At 46.5% G+C, this 15,946-nt stretch carries 16 protein-coding genes and 1 rRNA gene; 4 read left to right on the top strand and 13 right to left on the bottom strand.

Annotated elements, in window-relative coordinates:
• Positions 1-314, bottom strand: a 16S ribosomal RNA gene (locus tag BM003_RS14155); the annotation flags it as partial.
• Between the two features lie 387 nt (positions 315-701).
• Between BM003_RS14155 and BM003_RS14150 the strand changes: the two genes are divergently transcribed.
• The gene (locus BM003_RS14150) at positions 702-1,454 is read left to right on the top strand and encodes a polysaccharide deacetylase family protein (RefSeq protein ID WP_093674186.1); all 753 of its coding nucleotides are present in this window, start codon (positions 702-704) and stop codon (positions 1,452-1,454) included.
• Here the strand turns inward: BM003_RS14150 and gerD are convergent.
• From gerD to BM003_RS14125, 4 genes are all read right to left on the bottom strand, one after another.
• On the bottom strand, positions 1,451-2,014 hold the full coding sequence (gerD, locus tag BM003_RS14145; RefSeq protein ID WP_093674184.1) for a spore germination lipoprotein GerD: 564 nt from the start codon (positions 2,012-2,014) through the stop codon (positions 1,451-1,453). The two genes, BM003_RS14150 and gerD, sit on opposite strands and share 4 nt — an antisense overlap.
• A gap of 833 nt (positions 2,015-2,847) precedes the next feature.
• A complete protein-coding gene (locus BM003_RS14135) occupies positions 2,848-3,891 on the bottom strand; it encodes an Mrp/NBP35 family ATP-binding protein (RefSeq protein ID WP_093674180.1) in 1,044 nt (347 codons plus the stop codon).
• Positions 3,892-3,974: 83 nt separating this feature from the next.
• Positions 3,975-4,685: an N-acetylmuramoyl-L-alanine amidase CwlD gene (gene cwlD, locus BM003_RS14130; RefSeq protein ID WP_093674178.1), complete on the bottom strand. Its 711-nt coding sequence runs from the start codon at positions 4,683-4,685 to the stop codon at positions 3,975-3,977.
• Positions 4,686-4,754: 69 nt separating this feature from the next.
• Positions 4,755-5,189: a DUF2521 family protein gene (locus BM003_RS14125; protein WP_093674176.1), complete on the bottom strand. Its 435-nt coding sequence runs from the start codon at positions 5,187-5,189 to the stop codon at positions 4,755-4,757.
• Positions 5,190-5,401: 212 nt separating this feature from the next.
• Between BM003_RS14125 and BM003_RS14120 the strand changes: the two genes are divergently transcribed.
• Positions 5,402-9,136: a hypothetical protein gene (locus BM003_RS14120; RefSeq protein WP_093674174.1), complete on the top strand. Its 3,735-nt coding sequence runs from the start codon at positions 5,402-5,404 to the stop codon at positions 9,134-9,136.
• Positions 9,137-9,180: 44 nt separating this feature from the next.
• Here BM003_RS14120 and BM003_RS14115 read toward each other — a convergent pair whose 3' ends face one another.
• Positions 9,181-9,612 (bottom strand): DUF2383 domain-containing protein, encoded by a 432-nt coding sequence (locus BM003_RS14115; RefSeq protein ID WP_093674172.1) that lies wholly within the window; start codon positions 9,610-9,612, stop codon positions 9,181-9,183.
• Between the two features lie 191 nt (positions 9,613-9,803).
• Between BM003_RS14115 and BM003_RS17715 the strand changes: the two genes are divergently transcribed.
• Positions 9,804-9,980 carry a hypothetical protein gene (locus tag BM003_RS17715; protein WP_177184801.1) on the top strand — a complete coding sequence of 59 codons (177 nt, stop codon included), beginning with the start codon at positions 9,804-9,806 and terminating at the stop codon, positions 9,978-9,980.
• Positions 9,977-10,312, top strand: coding sequence for a YolD-like family protein (locus tag BM003_RS14110; RefSeq protein WP_093674170.1), 336 nt, complete (start codon positions 9,977-9,979; stop codon positions 10,310-10,312). Before BM003_RS17715 ends, BM003_RS14110 begins: the two co-directional genes overlap by 4 nt.
• Before the next feature lie 583 nt (positions 10,313-10,895).
• Here the strand turns inward: BM003_RS14110 and rpsI are convergent.
• From rpsI to rplQ, 7 genes are all read right to left on the bottom strand, one after another.
• Positions 10,896-11,288: a 30S ribosomal protein S9 gene (gene rpsI / locus BM003_RS14105; protein WP_093674169.1), complete on the bottom strand. Its 393-nt coding sequence runs from the start codon at positions 11,286-11,288 to the stop codon at positions 10,896-10,898.
• A 20-nt stretch (positions 11,289-11,308) separates the two neighbouring features.
• Entirely contained in the window at positions 11,309-11,746 is a 438-nt protein-coding gene (gene rplM, locus BM003_RS14100) for a 50S ribosomal protein L13 (RefSeq protein WP_093674167.1), read from the bottom strand.
• 237 nt (positions 11,747-11,983) lie between these two features.
• Entirely contained in the window at positions 11,984-12,724 is a 741-nt protein-coding gene (truA, locus tag BM003_RS14095; RefSeq protein WP_093674165.1) for a tRNA pseudouridine(38-40) synthase TruA, read from the bottom strand.
• Between the two features lie 18 nt (positions 12,725-12,742).
• Positions 12,743-13,540, bottom strand: coding sequence for an energy-coupling factor transporter transmembrane component T family protein (locus BM003_RS14090; protein WP_245734289.1), 798 nt, complete (start codon positions 13,538-13,540; stop codon positions 12,743-12,745).
• Positions 13,530-14,402, bottom strand: a complete 873-nt coding sequence (locus BM003_RS14085) for an energy-coupling factor ABC transporter ATP-binding protein (protein WP_093674161.1) — start codon at positions 14,400-14,402, stop codon at positions 13,530-13,532. The genes BM003_RS14090 and BM003_RS14085 overlap by 11 nt, the downstream gene beginning before the upstream one ends.
• Positions 14,378-15,217 carry an energy-coupling factor ABC transporter ATP-binding protein gene (locus tag BM003_RS14080; protein WP_093674159.1) on the bottom strand — a complete coding sequence of 280 codons (840 nt, stop codon included), beginning with the start codon at positions 15,215-15,217 and terminating at the stop codon, positions 14,378-14,380. The genes BM003_RS14085 and BM003_RS14080 overlap by 25 nt, the downstream gene beginning before the upstream one ends.
• A gap of 311 nt (positions 15,218-15,528) precedes the next feature.
• Positions 15,529-15,906, bottom strand: coding sequence for a 50S ribosomal protein L17 (gene rplQ / locus BM003_RS14075; RefSeq protein WP_093674157.1), 378 nt, complete (start codon positions 15,904-15,906; stop codon positions 15,529-15,531).
• Positions 15,907-15,946: the final 40 nt, after the last annotated feature.

Here is a 15,946-nt window from a genome sequence, read left to right as displayed (position 1 = left end):
GATCACCCTCTCAGGTCGGCTATGCATCGCTGTCTTGGTGGGCCGTTACCCCGCCAACTAACTAATGCACCGCGGGCCCATCTGTCAGTGATGGCCGAAACCATCTTTCAACCCTGCACCATGTGGTGCAGGGGATCATTCGGTATTAGCTGCGGTTTCCCACAGTTATCCCAATCTGACAGGCAGGTTACCCACGTGTTACTCACCCATCCGCCGCTCACATCCGGGAGCAAGCTCCCTTCAATGCGCTCGACTTGCATGTATTAGGCACGCCGCCAGCGTTCGTCCTGAGCCAGGATCAAACTCTCCAAAAAGTGTCTTGCTTAATGTCGAACGCGAGGTTCGGCCTTACTTTTTCGTTCATAAGATCCATAGCAATTTGAATTTATCAGGGGTTAAACCCTTTTTAAATCACGCTTGGCTTTTGTTTAGTTTTCAAGGAACATTCTCGATCGCCTCTATCAGACGACCTAAATTATTATACCCTCTTGTTCTTTCATTGTCAACATCTTTTTTGACTTTAATTTCGATCATCAGATCATTTAAAATCAATTTTCGGAAAGACAACAAAATTTATTTTACCAGGTATCAAGAAAATGTCAACAGTTTTTTTGATTTTTCTTTTCTCCTTTACGACCGCCGCATATTCACTAGTGCTTGCCCATACAATGGTACAAACATTCAAATGAGGTGGGACGCTCATGCTTTGGATTATCAATGGAAAAAAGTTAAAAAACATCATGCTGATTGTTATCGCCGCCTTCTTTGCAGCGCTGATTTTATTTGTTCAAAGACAGGAGGCTGATGTGTTCACGCCGATCCAATCCTCTGGAGCGCTTTCCAAAGTCACAACAAATCAAAAGCAACTAGCGCTGACTTTCGATATTAATTGGGGCGACCAGCAGATTCCGCTGATTTTAAAAACGCTTAATGAAGAACACGTCAAGGCGACCTTTTTTGTTTCTGGTGAATGGGCTGAGCGCCATCCGAATATTGTCCGCAGCATGCAAAAATCAGGACATGAAATCGAATCCCACGGGATGCGTCATGAAGACTACACACAATTAACCGCGCAACGTGTGCGTTCAGATATCCTATTTGGACGCGAAGCAATTTATAAGACAACCGGTGAGCGACCAGACATGATTCGACCACCCTTTGGCAAAGTAACTAAAGCTATACTGGACACTGCAAAAGGATTGAATCAACAAGTGATCCTTTGGAGCGTCAACCCTCAAGATGAGACAAACCCTGGATATAAGGTTATCGTCCAACGCGTTTTGCAGCATACCGGCAAGGGGGATATCATCAAACTCCATGCATCTGACTCGGCTAAAGGAACCGATCGCGCGTTGCCTCTTATTATTAGAGAACTTGAAAACAGGGGGTTTCATTTTGTCACGCTGAAAAGTTTGATTTCCGACACACAGTCAAAGAGCAAATTAATGGATTAATCCTTGGTACTCTCCGATTTTTCCTGCTCTTTTTTTAGTGTGTCGACAATCGTGTCGGCAAGTTTCTTCTTAAATAGAGGTGTTGCCATTAGTTCGGCGATGCTTTTGTCAATTTGCGCACGGAATGGCTTGGTTTTCATGAGGTTCAAGTATTGCTGCTGCATTTCAGGAGTTTTGAGAATATCCATCATCATGCCTTGATACCCAGGATCTTTCATCATCGTTCTCAGCAATTTTTCGTTCTCGCTTTCCATTGTTTTCGCAAGCTGTTCAGAAAAATCGGGATTGCTGAGCAGCTGTCTCCACAATTTTTGTCCCTGTTCCGTAGTAAGCGTCTGTACAATGGTTTTGCGGACAACAGGCTCATCAAGTATAATGGCCTGCCTCATATCGTTGTCCTTCAAGAGATCTCGGATAACCTCTTTGCCATCATCGGTTTTCAGCAGATCAATGACCATCTTTTTATTTTCCTGATATGACGGCTGCTTCTGCTGACCGCCGCAACCCGCCACACCGATTATTATCGACACACACATGATCAATGATAGTACTCTAGACATAACACCATCCTCCCTCGCTTAATATGCGTGACTGACGCATTTTTATACAGGTGTTGGGATGATTTATAGCATTGAGCAGCTGATAGGAGGTAGGGTCCGATTCTGTTCGGTCAAAGCGATACTTTAAACGGACTGCGCAATAAGGAAATTCGTGCATGGACTCGGCTCGGGCTCTTATTTATGCATTGGACCTTGGTTTTCATGCATTGAACTTCAGTTTTCATGCATTGAACTTCAGTCTTCATGCATGGACTCAGTTCCAGCACACATATTTATGCATTGAAATTGGGCGTTCGTGCATCGAATTTCAGTTTTCATGCATTGATCCCGAATTTTCGTGCATTGAACTTCAGTTTTCGTGCATGGGCTCGGCTTGAGCTCTTATTTATGCATTGAAATTGGGCGTTCGTGCATTGATCTCTGGTTTTCGTGCATTAAACCTTGATTTTCGTGCATTGATCCCGAATTTTCGTGCATTGAACTTCAGTTTTCGTGCATGGGCTCGGCTTGAGCTCTTATTTATGCATTGAAATTGGGCGTTCGTGCATTGATCTCTGGTTTTCGTGCATTAAACCTTGATTTTCGTGCATTGAACTTCAGTTTTCATGCATGGGCTCGGCTTGGGCTCTCTTATTTATGCATTAAACCTTGGTTTTCGTGCATTGATCCCCTCTTTTCGTGCATTGATCCCGAATTTTCGTGCATTGAACTTCAGTTTTCATGCATGGACTCGGCTCGGGCTCTTATTTATGCGTTGAACTTCGAAAAACTCGTAACCAAAAAATCCCGAATCTCGGACGTCGACATCCAAAATTCGGGGTGAAATCAATTTCTTAAGTTAACTTGTTAATCACTTTATGCGCAATCTCATCGTAGACCGGGGCAATTGGATCATCTTCGAAATAGACACCCGGAGCGAGCACACCTTGTTTAGGTACCGGTTGCGTGAGCGGCACTCTGCCTAAGAGTTCAGTCTTCAGCAAGTCGCTGAGCTTGTCGCCGCCGCCTTTGCCGAAGACGTACTCGATTTCACCGGTTTTCTTGCTTTGGTAGTAGGCCATGTTCTCAACAATGCCGAGAATCTCATGATCAGTGTGCGTCGCCATCGCGCCCGCGCGCGCTGCCACGAATGCGGCGGTTGGATGCGGCGTGGTCACAATGATCTCTTTCGAATGTGGGAGCTTGCTGTGAATGTCCATCGCCACGTCCCCGGTTCCCGGCGGCAAATCAAGCACTAAATAGTCCAAGTCGCCCCAATACACATCGTTGAAAAAGTTGTTCAGCATCTTGCCAAGCATCGGTCCACGCCAAATAACCGGCGAATTATTTTCAACAAAGAAGCCCATTGAAATCACCTTGATGCCGAATCGTTCGACGGGAATAATCCGGTTGTCTTTAATCGCCGGGCGATTCTCAATCCCCATCATATCCGGCACGCTGAATCCGTAGATGTCGGCATCCAATAGACCGACTTTTTTTCCCTGCCTTGCCAGCGCCAATGCGAGATTGACGGATACCGTCGATTTACCGACGCCGCCCTTGCCGCTCGCAACGGCGATAAACTCCGTCTTGACTCCAGGTGACAGCAGCGTTGGAAGAGTGACTGGGAACCCGCCCAATTGACGAATTTCTTCAGCGCTGAGTACCGTAAAGCGTACAACCACTGCTGCGGCCCCTTGCTCCTTGAGCTTAGACGAGATCTCGACTTGAATCTGCATTTGCTTGACCTGATCTTGCTTCGAAAGCGCGACTTCCAAACGGATGCGTCCGTCTTCAATTACTACATCTTTCAACGCCTTCGTTTCCACCAGACTTTTATGTAAAAAGGGGTCCTGAACGGTTTTTAGCACGTCCAAAACCTGCTGTTGATCCATCATTTTTTCTCACCAGTCCTTCCCAGTTGACGCATCTTCAGTATACCAACCCGGCAATCAAAAACCCAGTAATTGAACATGCATCTTTAATCAGAAGGTACCTTTTCGTTGGTAAAATAGCGCATCACGCCTTGGCTTATGGAAGCCGCCGCCTGTTTCTGATAATTGCGTTGAACAAGCAGCGCGCGTTCCTGATCATTCGACAGAAAACCTACCTCCACAAGCGCTGACGGCGACTCCGCCTTTTTCAAAAGATATACATGACTGATCGGCTTTGCATAACGCGTTGTGTTCCCAAGGTTGCGTTTCAAGGAATCCTGAATGAATAGAGCGAGCTTGCGGTTTTCACTCGACTTTGGATGATAAAAAGTCTGCGCCCCATGCAGGCTCGGCATCGGTATCGCGTTGAGATGCACGCTGACAAACGCGTCCGGATGCGTTTTGTTAATTAGGTCGGCGCGGCGGACAAGATCCTGTCTTTTATGTCGGCCTTCGTAATTATCATCGGCTAAATCTGTGTCCCGCTCACGCGTCATCACCACGATCGCACCCATTTCCTGCAGGTAGTTGCGCACATCCTTTGCAATTTTAAGTGTAATGTTCTTTTCTTCAGTACTTCCGCCTACGGCTCCTCCATCAGGTCCGCCGTGTCCGGCATCAACAACAATCACGCGCCCCGCCAGCGGCGTATGCCAATTCTGGCTCGCATGCCAGCTGACAAGCCACTTGCCACCGGTGATCGCGACAAACCCGAGCACCACAATCATGCTTCCCCAAAACAGCCATTTCCGTCTCAATCCGATCCCCCCAGCTCACAAGCCTGTCTCTATCTCATATATATGGACAAAGCCTGCAATTATGCGGGATTAATGAAGCTTGAGCCGCCACCTTTTCAGTGATGCTTCAAAGCCTTCCGACCACCAATAATACAAATACTTGCGGCATGCATCTTGCAATTCGTCGCGCGACTCCTGATCAATGTTCCAGAAGAGCCAGAAATCATAAAGATCATCGTAAAGGCTGTAAAATTCGATTTTGCTGCGCTTAAACGCTTCAATTTTTTCTTCTCCATAAAAACCGAATTTGCCCATTGAGGAGCCAAGTAAAAAGCTCTCAAGCGCGTACTCGGCACACATTTCTTTTCCCGTCGCCCCCGCTGCCGGCACAAGTGCTAAATAACGATCAAAATAATTGTTTACCGCCTCTTCAATCTTTGTGAATGATAAATCCTGAAGCGCCCGGCGCTCCGAATCCAATTGCTTGTGACGATGCTTCTCTTTAAAATCCATGACAACACCCATTGTCGCTCCCCCTTTCCTTCTTTATCATCCGGCAAGATGTGCGCGATCAACCCTAACAGCTTTTTCCATGCCCGTTCTAATCACAAGGAAAGTGGTGGCAGGATGAACTACTGAAAAGGATTTGCGCCATTGGCATTGACGAAGCGCCCAGAAAAAATGATACTTAAAGAAAGCAAAAAATTGCATAGAAAACAATCCGGAGGTGATTGTCTTTGTCTGATCGAACCCATTCATTTTTTGTGGAGGTTGAGGGCATGCTTCGGGGCGGCTATCTTACCAAAGCCGAAGCCTCGCGACTCCGCACTGCTTATACAAAGTACATCGCAAACGTGAACGCGATGCCTCAAGACCAACATACATCACAAGCCATCCCGCAAAAAACGATCACCGAAACAACAAGTCAATTGAAAATTCACCAAAAAAATGCAGTATCGGTTCAAAAGCCTCTCAAAAGAAAGCTCACAAAAGAACAGCTTCGCGAAAAAAATCTGACACTCGTGCTAATTCTGGGCGTTTCGTTTCTCCTTTTAGGCGGATTCATTCTGGCGACAACCAATTGGGGTGCAATGAACGCGTTCATAAAAATGCTCGCCATTCTATCCGTTTCTATTGTCTTTTCACTGATGAGCTATGTGGCACGAAAACTTCAGATTCGCCAAACTGCCTTCGCCTTCACCACTCTATCGGCGCTGTTTCTTCCTATTGTTATTGTCTGCGCCTCTTATTATCAACTGCTTGGCAATTACTTCGCTCTTCATGGCTATGGCGCCACGCTGCTGGGTTGCCTCTCTTCGCTGCTTTTTGCCCTGCTTTATCGTTGGATTGCTCGGCGCTATTCATCCCGCCTATTTGAAGGGCTGTCCCTTTTGTTCGGCTATACCGCTCTATGTTTCGGAGCTTACTTTCTCACCCATCAAACGACCGCTTGGCAGGTCACAATCAATCTGTTCAGCCTCGTTTGGCTCGCCGCACCTCACTTTTGGACCCGCGCGCGCCGCTCTCGTTTGTTTAGCTGTACGTTAAAATACGAACGCATTTTCACGCAGGCACTGGTTGCCGTAAACGCTTTGCTGGCTTTACTTTTCTGGCAGCCGGTGATTACGTATAGCATCGTTTCCGTGTTCATCTCATGCGCTTTTCTTTGGTGCGTATATAAAGGCATGTCCAAAGGCTATCATGCCGTTTATCTCTTCTTTTGCGCGCAGGCTTTTTACCAAGTGACGCTTTATGCCCATAATTATTCATTGAGCATTATATCATGGACCGTTCTGCTCGCATTTTATATCGCCATTTCAGAATACGGCATTCAGCGTTTTGCGGATCCCGTTTGGGCACGTGTCTACCGGCGTTTGAGCGCAGGCTCTGCCTTCACGTTCAGCATTGGAATTCCGCTCTATACTTATTCAGAAGTCATTGCAACACCTAATAGAGCCGCTTATCTATGGTCATTACTCGCACTCGTTGGCATTATCGGTATGCTGGTCATGCTTACCAAACGGCATCAAGAAAAGCGGTTCCCATACGTCACGCTTTTCGCAGTCTACGCTCTTGTTTTTGATGTTTGTATCCTTTTGCAGAGCTCGCTTGCGACCGAGCTGCGCTCTCTAATGCTCCTTAGCTTCCTTCTTTTCATCAGTCTTTTTCTTTATAAACATGCCGCTCGGTTTATGAAACGGTATCAGACAGCGTTGCCGATTGTCACCGGATGTGTTTTATTTATCAGCCTTGCCGCCGGATACTTAATCTTTGATAAGTGGGAGTGGCTTATCTGGGCTGCAGCCGTATGGATGCTTTTGCTGGTGACAAGTCTAGTGCACTCCGGAACGGTTGCAACATTCACCGGACACACAAACGCTGCCTGGCTCGGCATTGTATTGATCGTACTCTTTCCCAACACTTGTCCGGAAAGCGTGCAGTTGGCGGCAGCCAGCGCGGTTCTTCTTGGTTATCATTTAATCGCACGCGCATACGCGCCGGCAGTTCGGAGGACAGTTCTTTATACAAGCGGCGGTTACTACGTGATTTGTCTTCTCTTCATAGTTAACGAACGATCGCTCGCTCCTACCCTACCCGATTTAGCCGTGCTTATCTTCGGGTCTTTGCTTTCCGCCGTGTTTCTCAAGCGTGGTCCAAGCAAATTTTGGGCGTTGCCGCATGGCTTGCTTACCGGAGCGGCATTACTGTATCCCACTTGGCTGCTCGCAAGTTATGGTGCCGCATTGACATGGGTTGTGCTCTATCTAGAAGCGGTTGCTTTTGGAGTTGCCGCCGCAAGCTGCCTGCTTATGAAAAAAAGGGATCTGATCCCCGGTACGATTTACTATTGGATGACGCACCTATTCATGCTTATGAGTGTGGCGCTCATATGGAACAGTTTTTTCGACATGCCGGTACTCCCGTTAGTATCCGTGCTTCCCGCCGCATCCTATATGTATTACTGTTACAAGACACGAAGCAAAATCGCACGACTGGTTTCCTTTTGCGCTTCTGCCCTACTTGTTCTCGGTCTGCTCGAGAACCTTCGCCGCTATTTTCTTATTTCGGGAATCAGTTTCTGGCAATGCGTCTCAGTGACTGCGGTGCTCCTGTTCCTTTTTTATCTGAAGGCTAATGGCTCTTGGAGGAAAACAGCCTTCTATCCGACACTTATTTTTCTCGGACTTGCTGCGCCAACCGCCTTTCTCGATCCCTTTTATTGGATGATCATTCCGCTTGCCGGATTCGCATGGTTCACTTGGACCGCAGTTAAGCTGCTGCAAAAATATGTATTCAGCACAATCGTTTTTGCATTGATTTTTCTCTGGGGACTGCGCATTCAGGAAGTGTTGCATATGACCGAGACATCAGTATACGCTTTCGCATTGACCGCACTTGCCGCAATCCTTTGCTGGCTATTCAGTAAGGAACCGTGGCGAAAAGTGCTGCATCCGGCCGTATTCATTCTCCTGTCGCTCACCGCGTTGACCGCTGTCTCTGCCGCATGGGATCCGTTAGGGATCTTGGTTACGCTGATCGGAATCGGCGCTTCCTTAGTTCTGCTCGTCTTCTTCTATGTGTATCAGTATAGGGATTTGACCTTCCTGCCCATGCTGTTCCTGTCTGTGCTTCTTTGGATCAATCTTGGCGAAGCTCCATTCATGATTAAAACAGCCAGTCTTTTGACTTCATCTCTAGTCTTGTTCGCACTTTCCCTAAGCATGCGCACGCCGTTATTTGAGCGTGATAAAAAAAGGCGTTCATTCTCATTTAATTATGAACTCATCACTGCTTTTATCTATGTGTTCGCTTTTTATGGATACATGAACGCGCACGCCATCTATTTTGGCAAGCTCGGTGCCGCGTGCTTGGTCGCTGTTTATTGCGGCCTTGCCGCGTATCGGAGTATTCACGCTCTAGAAAGAAAACTATGGATGAACAGCGCACTCGTCACATTCCTCTGGCCGATCGCTTTAGTGCTGCAAAAAAGTCCATTGCTTCCATTTATCAATCACGTTTTGTTCTCTGCGGCGTTGCTCGCGGTTATCTCCATATCCTGCCGCAAACTCTGGATCATTAACCGAAACACTAGGATGCTGGAATGGATTACCGTGGGACTCATCTATCTGCGTCTGATGCTGCTCGCGTTAATGATTGGCGAGACCGGGACATTGCTCACGTTCGCAATCGTGGCATTGATCGGCACCATCGCCGGATTCCTTTTAAAGTATAAATCGTACTTCTTCTCGAGTATCGCCGCTTTGATCATCAGCCTGCTCTACAATCGTCGGCATATGTGGATTGAGCTGCCATGGTGGTTCTATCTAGTGATTGGCGGGTTCACCTTGATCGCGATTGCGAGCGTCGCCGAGTGGACCCGGCAAGATAAGCTGCGTCGCGTAAAGCTTAGCCTTCCGCCGCGAGAATCCCTCGTACAAAAAGTTAAACACTATCTCAGGGCATGGAGATAGTTTAAAGCTCCCGATTGGAATCCATCGGGAGCTTTTTTCATACCTTAAACCGCTTGTCCAATCATTTCCTGCAGTTTGCGCACATGCTCGCGATCCTGATCGAGTACCCGCCTGACAATCTGCTCACTTTCTGCCGAAAGATCCCCGCGCACCGTCTTTTCCGTCATTTCAATACCGAGCTGTTCCCCTTCAATCGCCTTCTGAATGATTTGCTCATCCTCATCTGGAATCCTTAATTTGACGATATAACTTTGAATGGCGCCGATGATGCCTTCACTTTCAATCGGTGTCCCGCCAATAGCCTGAATTCGTTCGATGATGCGCAGCGCCTGTTCCCTGATTTCGTGCTGAATCGCTTGGAATTTTTGTTTCAGTTCAATTCCCTTAGCTTTTTCAATAAAGTGATCATAGGCATGAACACCCATATACAAACCCTTCAGCAGCTTATTCAACGTGCTCAATTCTTCATTTTGCATCACTTCACACCCCTTCACTCCTAGTATTTCCTATAAAATGAATTCATTATGCTGCCTGGTTCATTGTAATTTGAAAATAGTGATGGGTTATCTATGGAAAAATTTCTCATAAATTAAATAGAACATACATTCCTAAATAAAGTATAATAAGAATAAACGTTCGCAAACATTTTGATAAAGGAATGATGCTTATGCTCTCTGATTTCGAGCGGAAACTGCGGCAAATCATGACGAATGATCGAATTGCCGGTCGCAAGCTTGATTTAGATCTTTTAGCACAGCGCACCGGACATGGCAAGCAGGAAATTGTAAACACGATCGAGAAACTGAACGGTATACCCTATTCACAAGGTGGTCTAGGCAGATGAACAAATTAACAGAAGGATCGAATATGCGCTGGGAATCAAGCAGAATGATGTTGCCGGAGCATGTGGCAGCAATTAGAGAAGGATATAAGAATTTAGATAAGATTGACCGGCCCATTCTCGCTGAAGACGAACTTGAGGCAATCAATCGCACACTGAAAGAAGCGACACAGAACCATAAGCCGGTTGATCTGTCCTATTATAAAGACGGATTTATTAAGCAAAAGATCTGCTACATCAACCGGATTGATTTAGTATATAGAAGGCTGACGGTAAGCGACATGTATGGCCTTAAATGGCATTATGATTTTGAAGATGTTATGGACGTGAGATAGGTCCCTTTATTAAAATTCCACAAAAAAATTGGGGAAACGATTTTTTAGGAGGGGGCACATGAAATGGAAACATAAAGAAGTTCAAAACTATGCATTTGACTATCTGTAAACACGAACCAAATCTGTAACTAAATTAAGTGATGCACCAGTTAACAAAGACACTCCATTCGTGTAAATAGCCATTAAAACGTAACATTGGCAAGACTTTCTAACGCTCAAAAAAAATCAAAATCTTCTTAGGGTAGGTTAAAAAGCTCTATTCCACTACAAGTTGACGACAAATAGAAACAGCCAAAAACCGTATAATCTTATGGGTTCACGGCTGTTTTTTACTCCATTCAGCTGCAAAAGCTGATGTTAAAACCGCTCAAAAAATTCTTGGTCATCGGCGAATGGAAACGACAATGAACATCTACACGCATGTAGCCGAAAAAGTGAAAATCGAGGAAGCCGGAAAGTACGAAGACTACATGAAAAATGCAAAATCAAAATAAATATGGTCAAAATATCGTCACGGGCCTATTTTTCAGCATCAAAAAAGGCTCCCAACTGATGAGGTTGAGAGCCTTTGAACGTTGATAGATCAGCGTTTTGAGAACTGTGGTGCGCGACGTGCGCCTTTGAGTCCGTATTTCTTACGTTCTTTCATTCTTGGGTCACGTGTCAGGAATCCGGCTTTCTTCAGAACAGCGCGGTATTCAGGATCAGCTTCCAGCAATGCGCGGGCAACGCCGTGACGGATTGCTCCGGCTTGGCCTGTGAAGCCGCCGCCTTCTACAGTAACAAGAACATCATATCTGCCTTCGGTTTCTGTAGCAACGAGCGGTTGCTTCAGAATCGTGCGCAGTGTTTCAAGATTAAAGAATTCATCGGCGCTGCGGCCGTTGATGACAACTTTGCCTTCGCCCGGTACGAGCCTTACGCGAGCGATAGAGCTTTTACGGCGTCCAGTGCCGTAGTATTGAACTTGTGCCATGATCTATTTTCCCTCCCTGATCAACCGCGAAGCGTATAAGCTTCCGGTTGTTGTGCGGCATGCGGATGTTCCGCGCCTTCATAGACATGAAGTTTCAAGAAACTTTTTCTTCCGAGACTGTTGTGCGGCAGCATGCCCTTGATTGTTCTTTCAAGCATGTCACGCGCGCGTGTTGCACGCATATCTTGTGCGGAGCGTGCTTTGATACCACCTGGGAAACCGGAGTGGTGAATGTATTTTTTCGTCAGCAATTTCTTGCCGGTTAATTCGATTTTGTTTGCATTGATAATGATGACATTGTCGCCACAATCAACATGTGGTGTAAAAGTCGGTTTTGTTTTCCCGCGCAGAATGGCTGCCACTTCACTTGCCAAGCGACCAAGCGTTTGGCCTTCGGCATCGACAACGAGCCATTTGCGCTCAACATTAGCCGCGTTGGCCATAAAAGTTGTACGCACGTTTATTTCCTCCTCTAAGCAAATCAAACATTGATAGTCTTGTCTCATGCGCGACCCACAACCGCACCTGAGATGAGAGTCAAAACTGTCGTGACTCTCTCACCGTTTCAGTCATCTAATTGAGCCAATATCTTTGGGGCTAATAGTGGTCAAATTAGAAATGCCGAAGTATATCTTATAATACTCTTGGCCTAATGTCAAGCTGTCCAAGCAATTTGTTGATCATTCCATTATTTTTCAATAAGTCACTTGCCACAGTGTCAACCCTTGAGGCGGAGCAGTCGCCGATGCTGCCTGCCGGTCACGTCCGGCAATGATCACCGCTACTTGATTTGGATCTAATTTATGCGTGCCTACATCTAGCAAAGTACCTGTTATAATGCGTACCATCTGATATAAAAATCCGCTGCCGACAACACGAATTACCGTCTCATCATCCTTCTCCTGCTGAACGGATAAATGATAGATCGTTCGCACCTTATCGTTCACCTCGGTGTTCGCAGCGCAAAAACAACTAAAATCATGTGTACCAATGATCGCTTCTGCCGCTTGATTCATCGCATCCAGGTCAAGCGGTTGTTTTATATGGGTGGTAAATGCCCTGCGGAACAGATCCGGTTCCGCCCGCACGAGCAAACGGTAACGATACTCCTTCTTTTTCACATCATATCGGGCGTGAAACTGATCCGCCACTGCTTCTGCCTGACGGATGTAGATGTCGTCTGGAAGGAGACTATTTAAGGCAACAGCCCAACGATCTTCGGGAACACGTAGCGGCGTCTCAAAGTGAAAAACTTGCCCGTGCGCGTGGACACCGGCATCTGTCCGCCCTGACGCGACAATTTTCACGAGTTGACCATGATGCATTCGAGCAAGAGCCGCCTGTATCTCACTCTGTACCGTTCGCTTTCCCGGCTGCACTTGATAGCCATGAAACCGCGAACCGTCATAAGCTACTGTACATTTTATCTTTGTCATGATTCCACCCGCATTATCTTAGTTTCGAACCAGCAGCAACAGAAGCGCGAGCAGAACGATTGCTGCGAGAAGTAACGTGTCGCGCCAGGTCCAGCTTAGTTGATGCAGCTTGGTACGCCCAACATCACCATGATAGCCTCTCGCTTCCATGGCCATCGCCAGATCCTCCGCCCGTTTAAATGCGCCAACGAACAACGGCACCAGCAACGGAACAATGGCCTTGATCCGACTTTTCAGCGATCCGCTTGTAAAATCCGAACCTCTTGCCGCCTGCGCTTTAATTATTTTCTCAGTTTCTTCAAGCAAGGTCGGTATAAAGCGCAGGGATATTGACATCATCAACGCGAATTCGTGAACCGGCATTTTTAGTTTCTTCAATGGTTTGAGCAGGCTCTCCATGCCATCGGTGATTTCGATTGGCGATGTGGTCAATGTGAGCAGTGTCGTAACAACAATGATTACCAGAATACGAATGGCAATAAAGATTGACTGAAACAAACCATTAGTGGTCACGTGCAGCCAGCCCCAGCTGAAGAGAACAGTTCCCCCGGACGCAAGAAATAGGTTCAATAGAAAAGTGATCAATACAATGATAAATACAGAACGCAAACCTCTGTAAATAAATGAAAAGTGCATTTTTGAAAGCAAGATGCCCGCGAGACAAAACAGAACCATAAGCGCGTTTGTCAACCAGTTATTCGCGAGAAAGACAATAATGACAAAAAGGAACACACTGATTAGCTTCGAACGGGGATCAAGACGATGTACGTAAGAGTCGAGCGGCACATACTGGCCGATGACAAGATTAAACATGATCCTTCACCCCACCCAAAATTTTGATAACCGCATCCGCAGCCTCATTAATCGTAAAGGCAGGAATCGTCTCCTTTTTTCCCACTCGATCAAGTAACCTATTGAGAAACTCCATCGTTTCGGGAATATCGAGACCGACTTTTCGCAGCTGATCCACCTGTGAAAATATTCTCTCCGGCGCCCCTGCCATGAGCGGCTTTCCGCCATCCATGACGATGACTTGATCCGAATAGTTTGCCGCATCACTCATGTTATGTGTCACCATGACAATCGTCAGATTTAAACGTTCATGAAGATCTTTAAACAATGAGAGAATCTCTTCTCTCCCCATTGGATCGAGCCCCGCGGTCGGTTCATCCAGTATAATCACCTGAGGACGAACAGCAAGCACACCGGCGATGGCGACGCGGCGCATCTGCCCGCCGCTAAGATCAAAAGGCGAACGATGCCAGAGCTGCGAAGGGAGTCCGACGAGCTGCAGGCACTCTTCCGCACGTTTTGTCGCCTCTGCTTCGGAAACACCGAAATTCATTGGACCGAAACATACATCTTTAATAATTGTCTCTTCAAACAATTGGTGTTCCGGGTACTGGAAAACAAAACCTACTTTTTCCCGCAACGCTTTAAGATTTTGCTTCTTTTCATTCGCGCGAATGACAAAATCGCCTACTGTAATTCTCCCTGCAGAAGGCTTTAGAATTCCATTAATATGTTGTACAAGCGTCGACTTGCCCGATCCTGTGTGACCGATAATTGATGTAAACGAACCAGATGGAATGTGAATGCTGACATTATTAAGGGCTCGTTTCTCAAATGGGGTCTTTCGGCCATACACATGAGTTACTTGCTCGAATGTAATGTCCATAGTTCATCCACCAACTCTTCCTGGAATAATGCAGTGTCCGATAAGGGGACACCTTTTGCACGCAGTTCGTTACGCATTTTCACCGTGAAAGGCAAATCCAACCCTACTTTTCTAAGTAAGTCAGTCGATTTGAATAGATCACGCGGCTTTCCTTCACGGATCATTTTCCCTTCGTTCATGACAAGCAGACGATCGGAATGAATGGCCTCTTCAAGGTCGTGAGTGATCGAAATTACGGTCAGATGATGCTTTTTATTCAACGCACGCACCGTCTGGATAATTTCCTTACGCCCCTCGGGATCGAGCATTGACGTTGCCTCATCCATGATAATAATTAATGGCTGAAGCGCCACAATTCCTGCGATCGCGACACGCTGTTTCTGTCCGCCGGAAAGACGGTAAGGCTCGCTCTTTGCGAAATCATCCATTTTGACAAGACGCAGTGCTTCAGACAAGCGCTCCTTCATGACTTCGCGCGATACGCCATGATTCTCCATACCAAATGCGACATCATCCTGTACGGTTGCACCGACAAATTGGTTGTCCGGATTTTGAAAAACCATCCCGACTAATCGCCGCACTTCCCATATGGCCTCTTCATCCGAAGTCGTGTAACCTCCGACCTTCACAGTCCCTTTTTGCGGCAGGATCAGTCCGTTTAGACATTTTGCCAGGGTTGATTTCCCCGAACCGTTATGCCCGACTATTGACAGCCATTCACCTTTATTTACCGTAAAATTGATATCTTTTAACACGAATGGATGCTCGTCAGAATAGCGATAAGATAAATCGCTCACTTCAATGATTTTCTCCATTTAATGCCTCCACTCCTCTCGAACGCGCATGCCGACTATTCTTCTATGTACAAACGAATAGACTGGCTATCCGCCTCTCTTCTCTTCTCAAATTACTCGCTTAACGCATTATAGACGCCCTCAAAAACAAGTATAACGGACAACTGTACTTTTAAAAACTTTCGCAGAACGTGTGCATCTTTAGCGAAAGGTCTCTTATTGTCGGACCACTTATACTATAATCCACTGAATTTTAAACTTTCTTATAGTATAAAAAAAGGCAGAAATCCAAGCTCATGCGAACCCGGCTCCTGCCTCTCGTAAAACACTGATTATTTAACCAGCTCAATGATTGCCATTTCGGCGCCGTCGCCTTTGCGAGGGCCAACTTTAAGAATACGTGTGTATCCGCCCTGACGCTCTGCATAACGCTTTGCAACATCATCAAACAGTTTTTGAACCGCATCCTGACGCTCTTCCTTAGCCGCTTCCAGATCCACAATTTCATTGCGGACAAAAGCTGCAACCTGACGGCGAGCATGCAGATCACCACGTTTTGCCAACGTAATCATCTTTTCAACGATCGGCCGAAGCGCTTTTGCTTTGGAATGCGTTGTCTGAATGCGTTCGTTAATAATCAAGTCGGTCGCTAGATCGCGGAACAGCGCCTTCCTCGCAGCTGAATCCCGGCCCAATTTTGCATATGCCATTTACTTGTACCTCCTTTATTCCTGCCTTGAATCTTTCTTT

The sequence above is a fragment of the Sporolactobacillus nakayamae genome, from assembly GCF_900113325.1.
Lineage (GTDB): Bacteria > Bacillota > Bacilli > Bacillales > Sporolactobacillaceae > Sporolactobacillus > Sporolactobacillus nakayamae.
The sequence above is the reverse complement of the archived record's forward strand: the minus strand, read 5'-3'. Positions and strand labels throughout refer to the sequence as shown.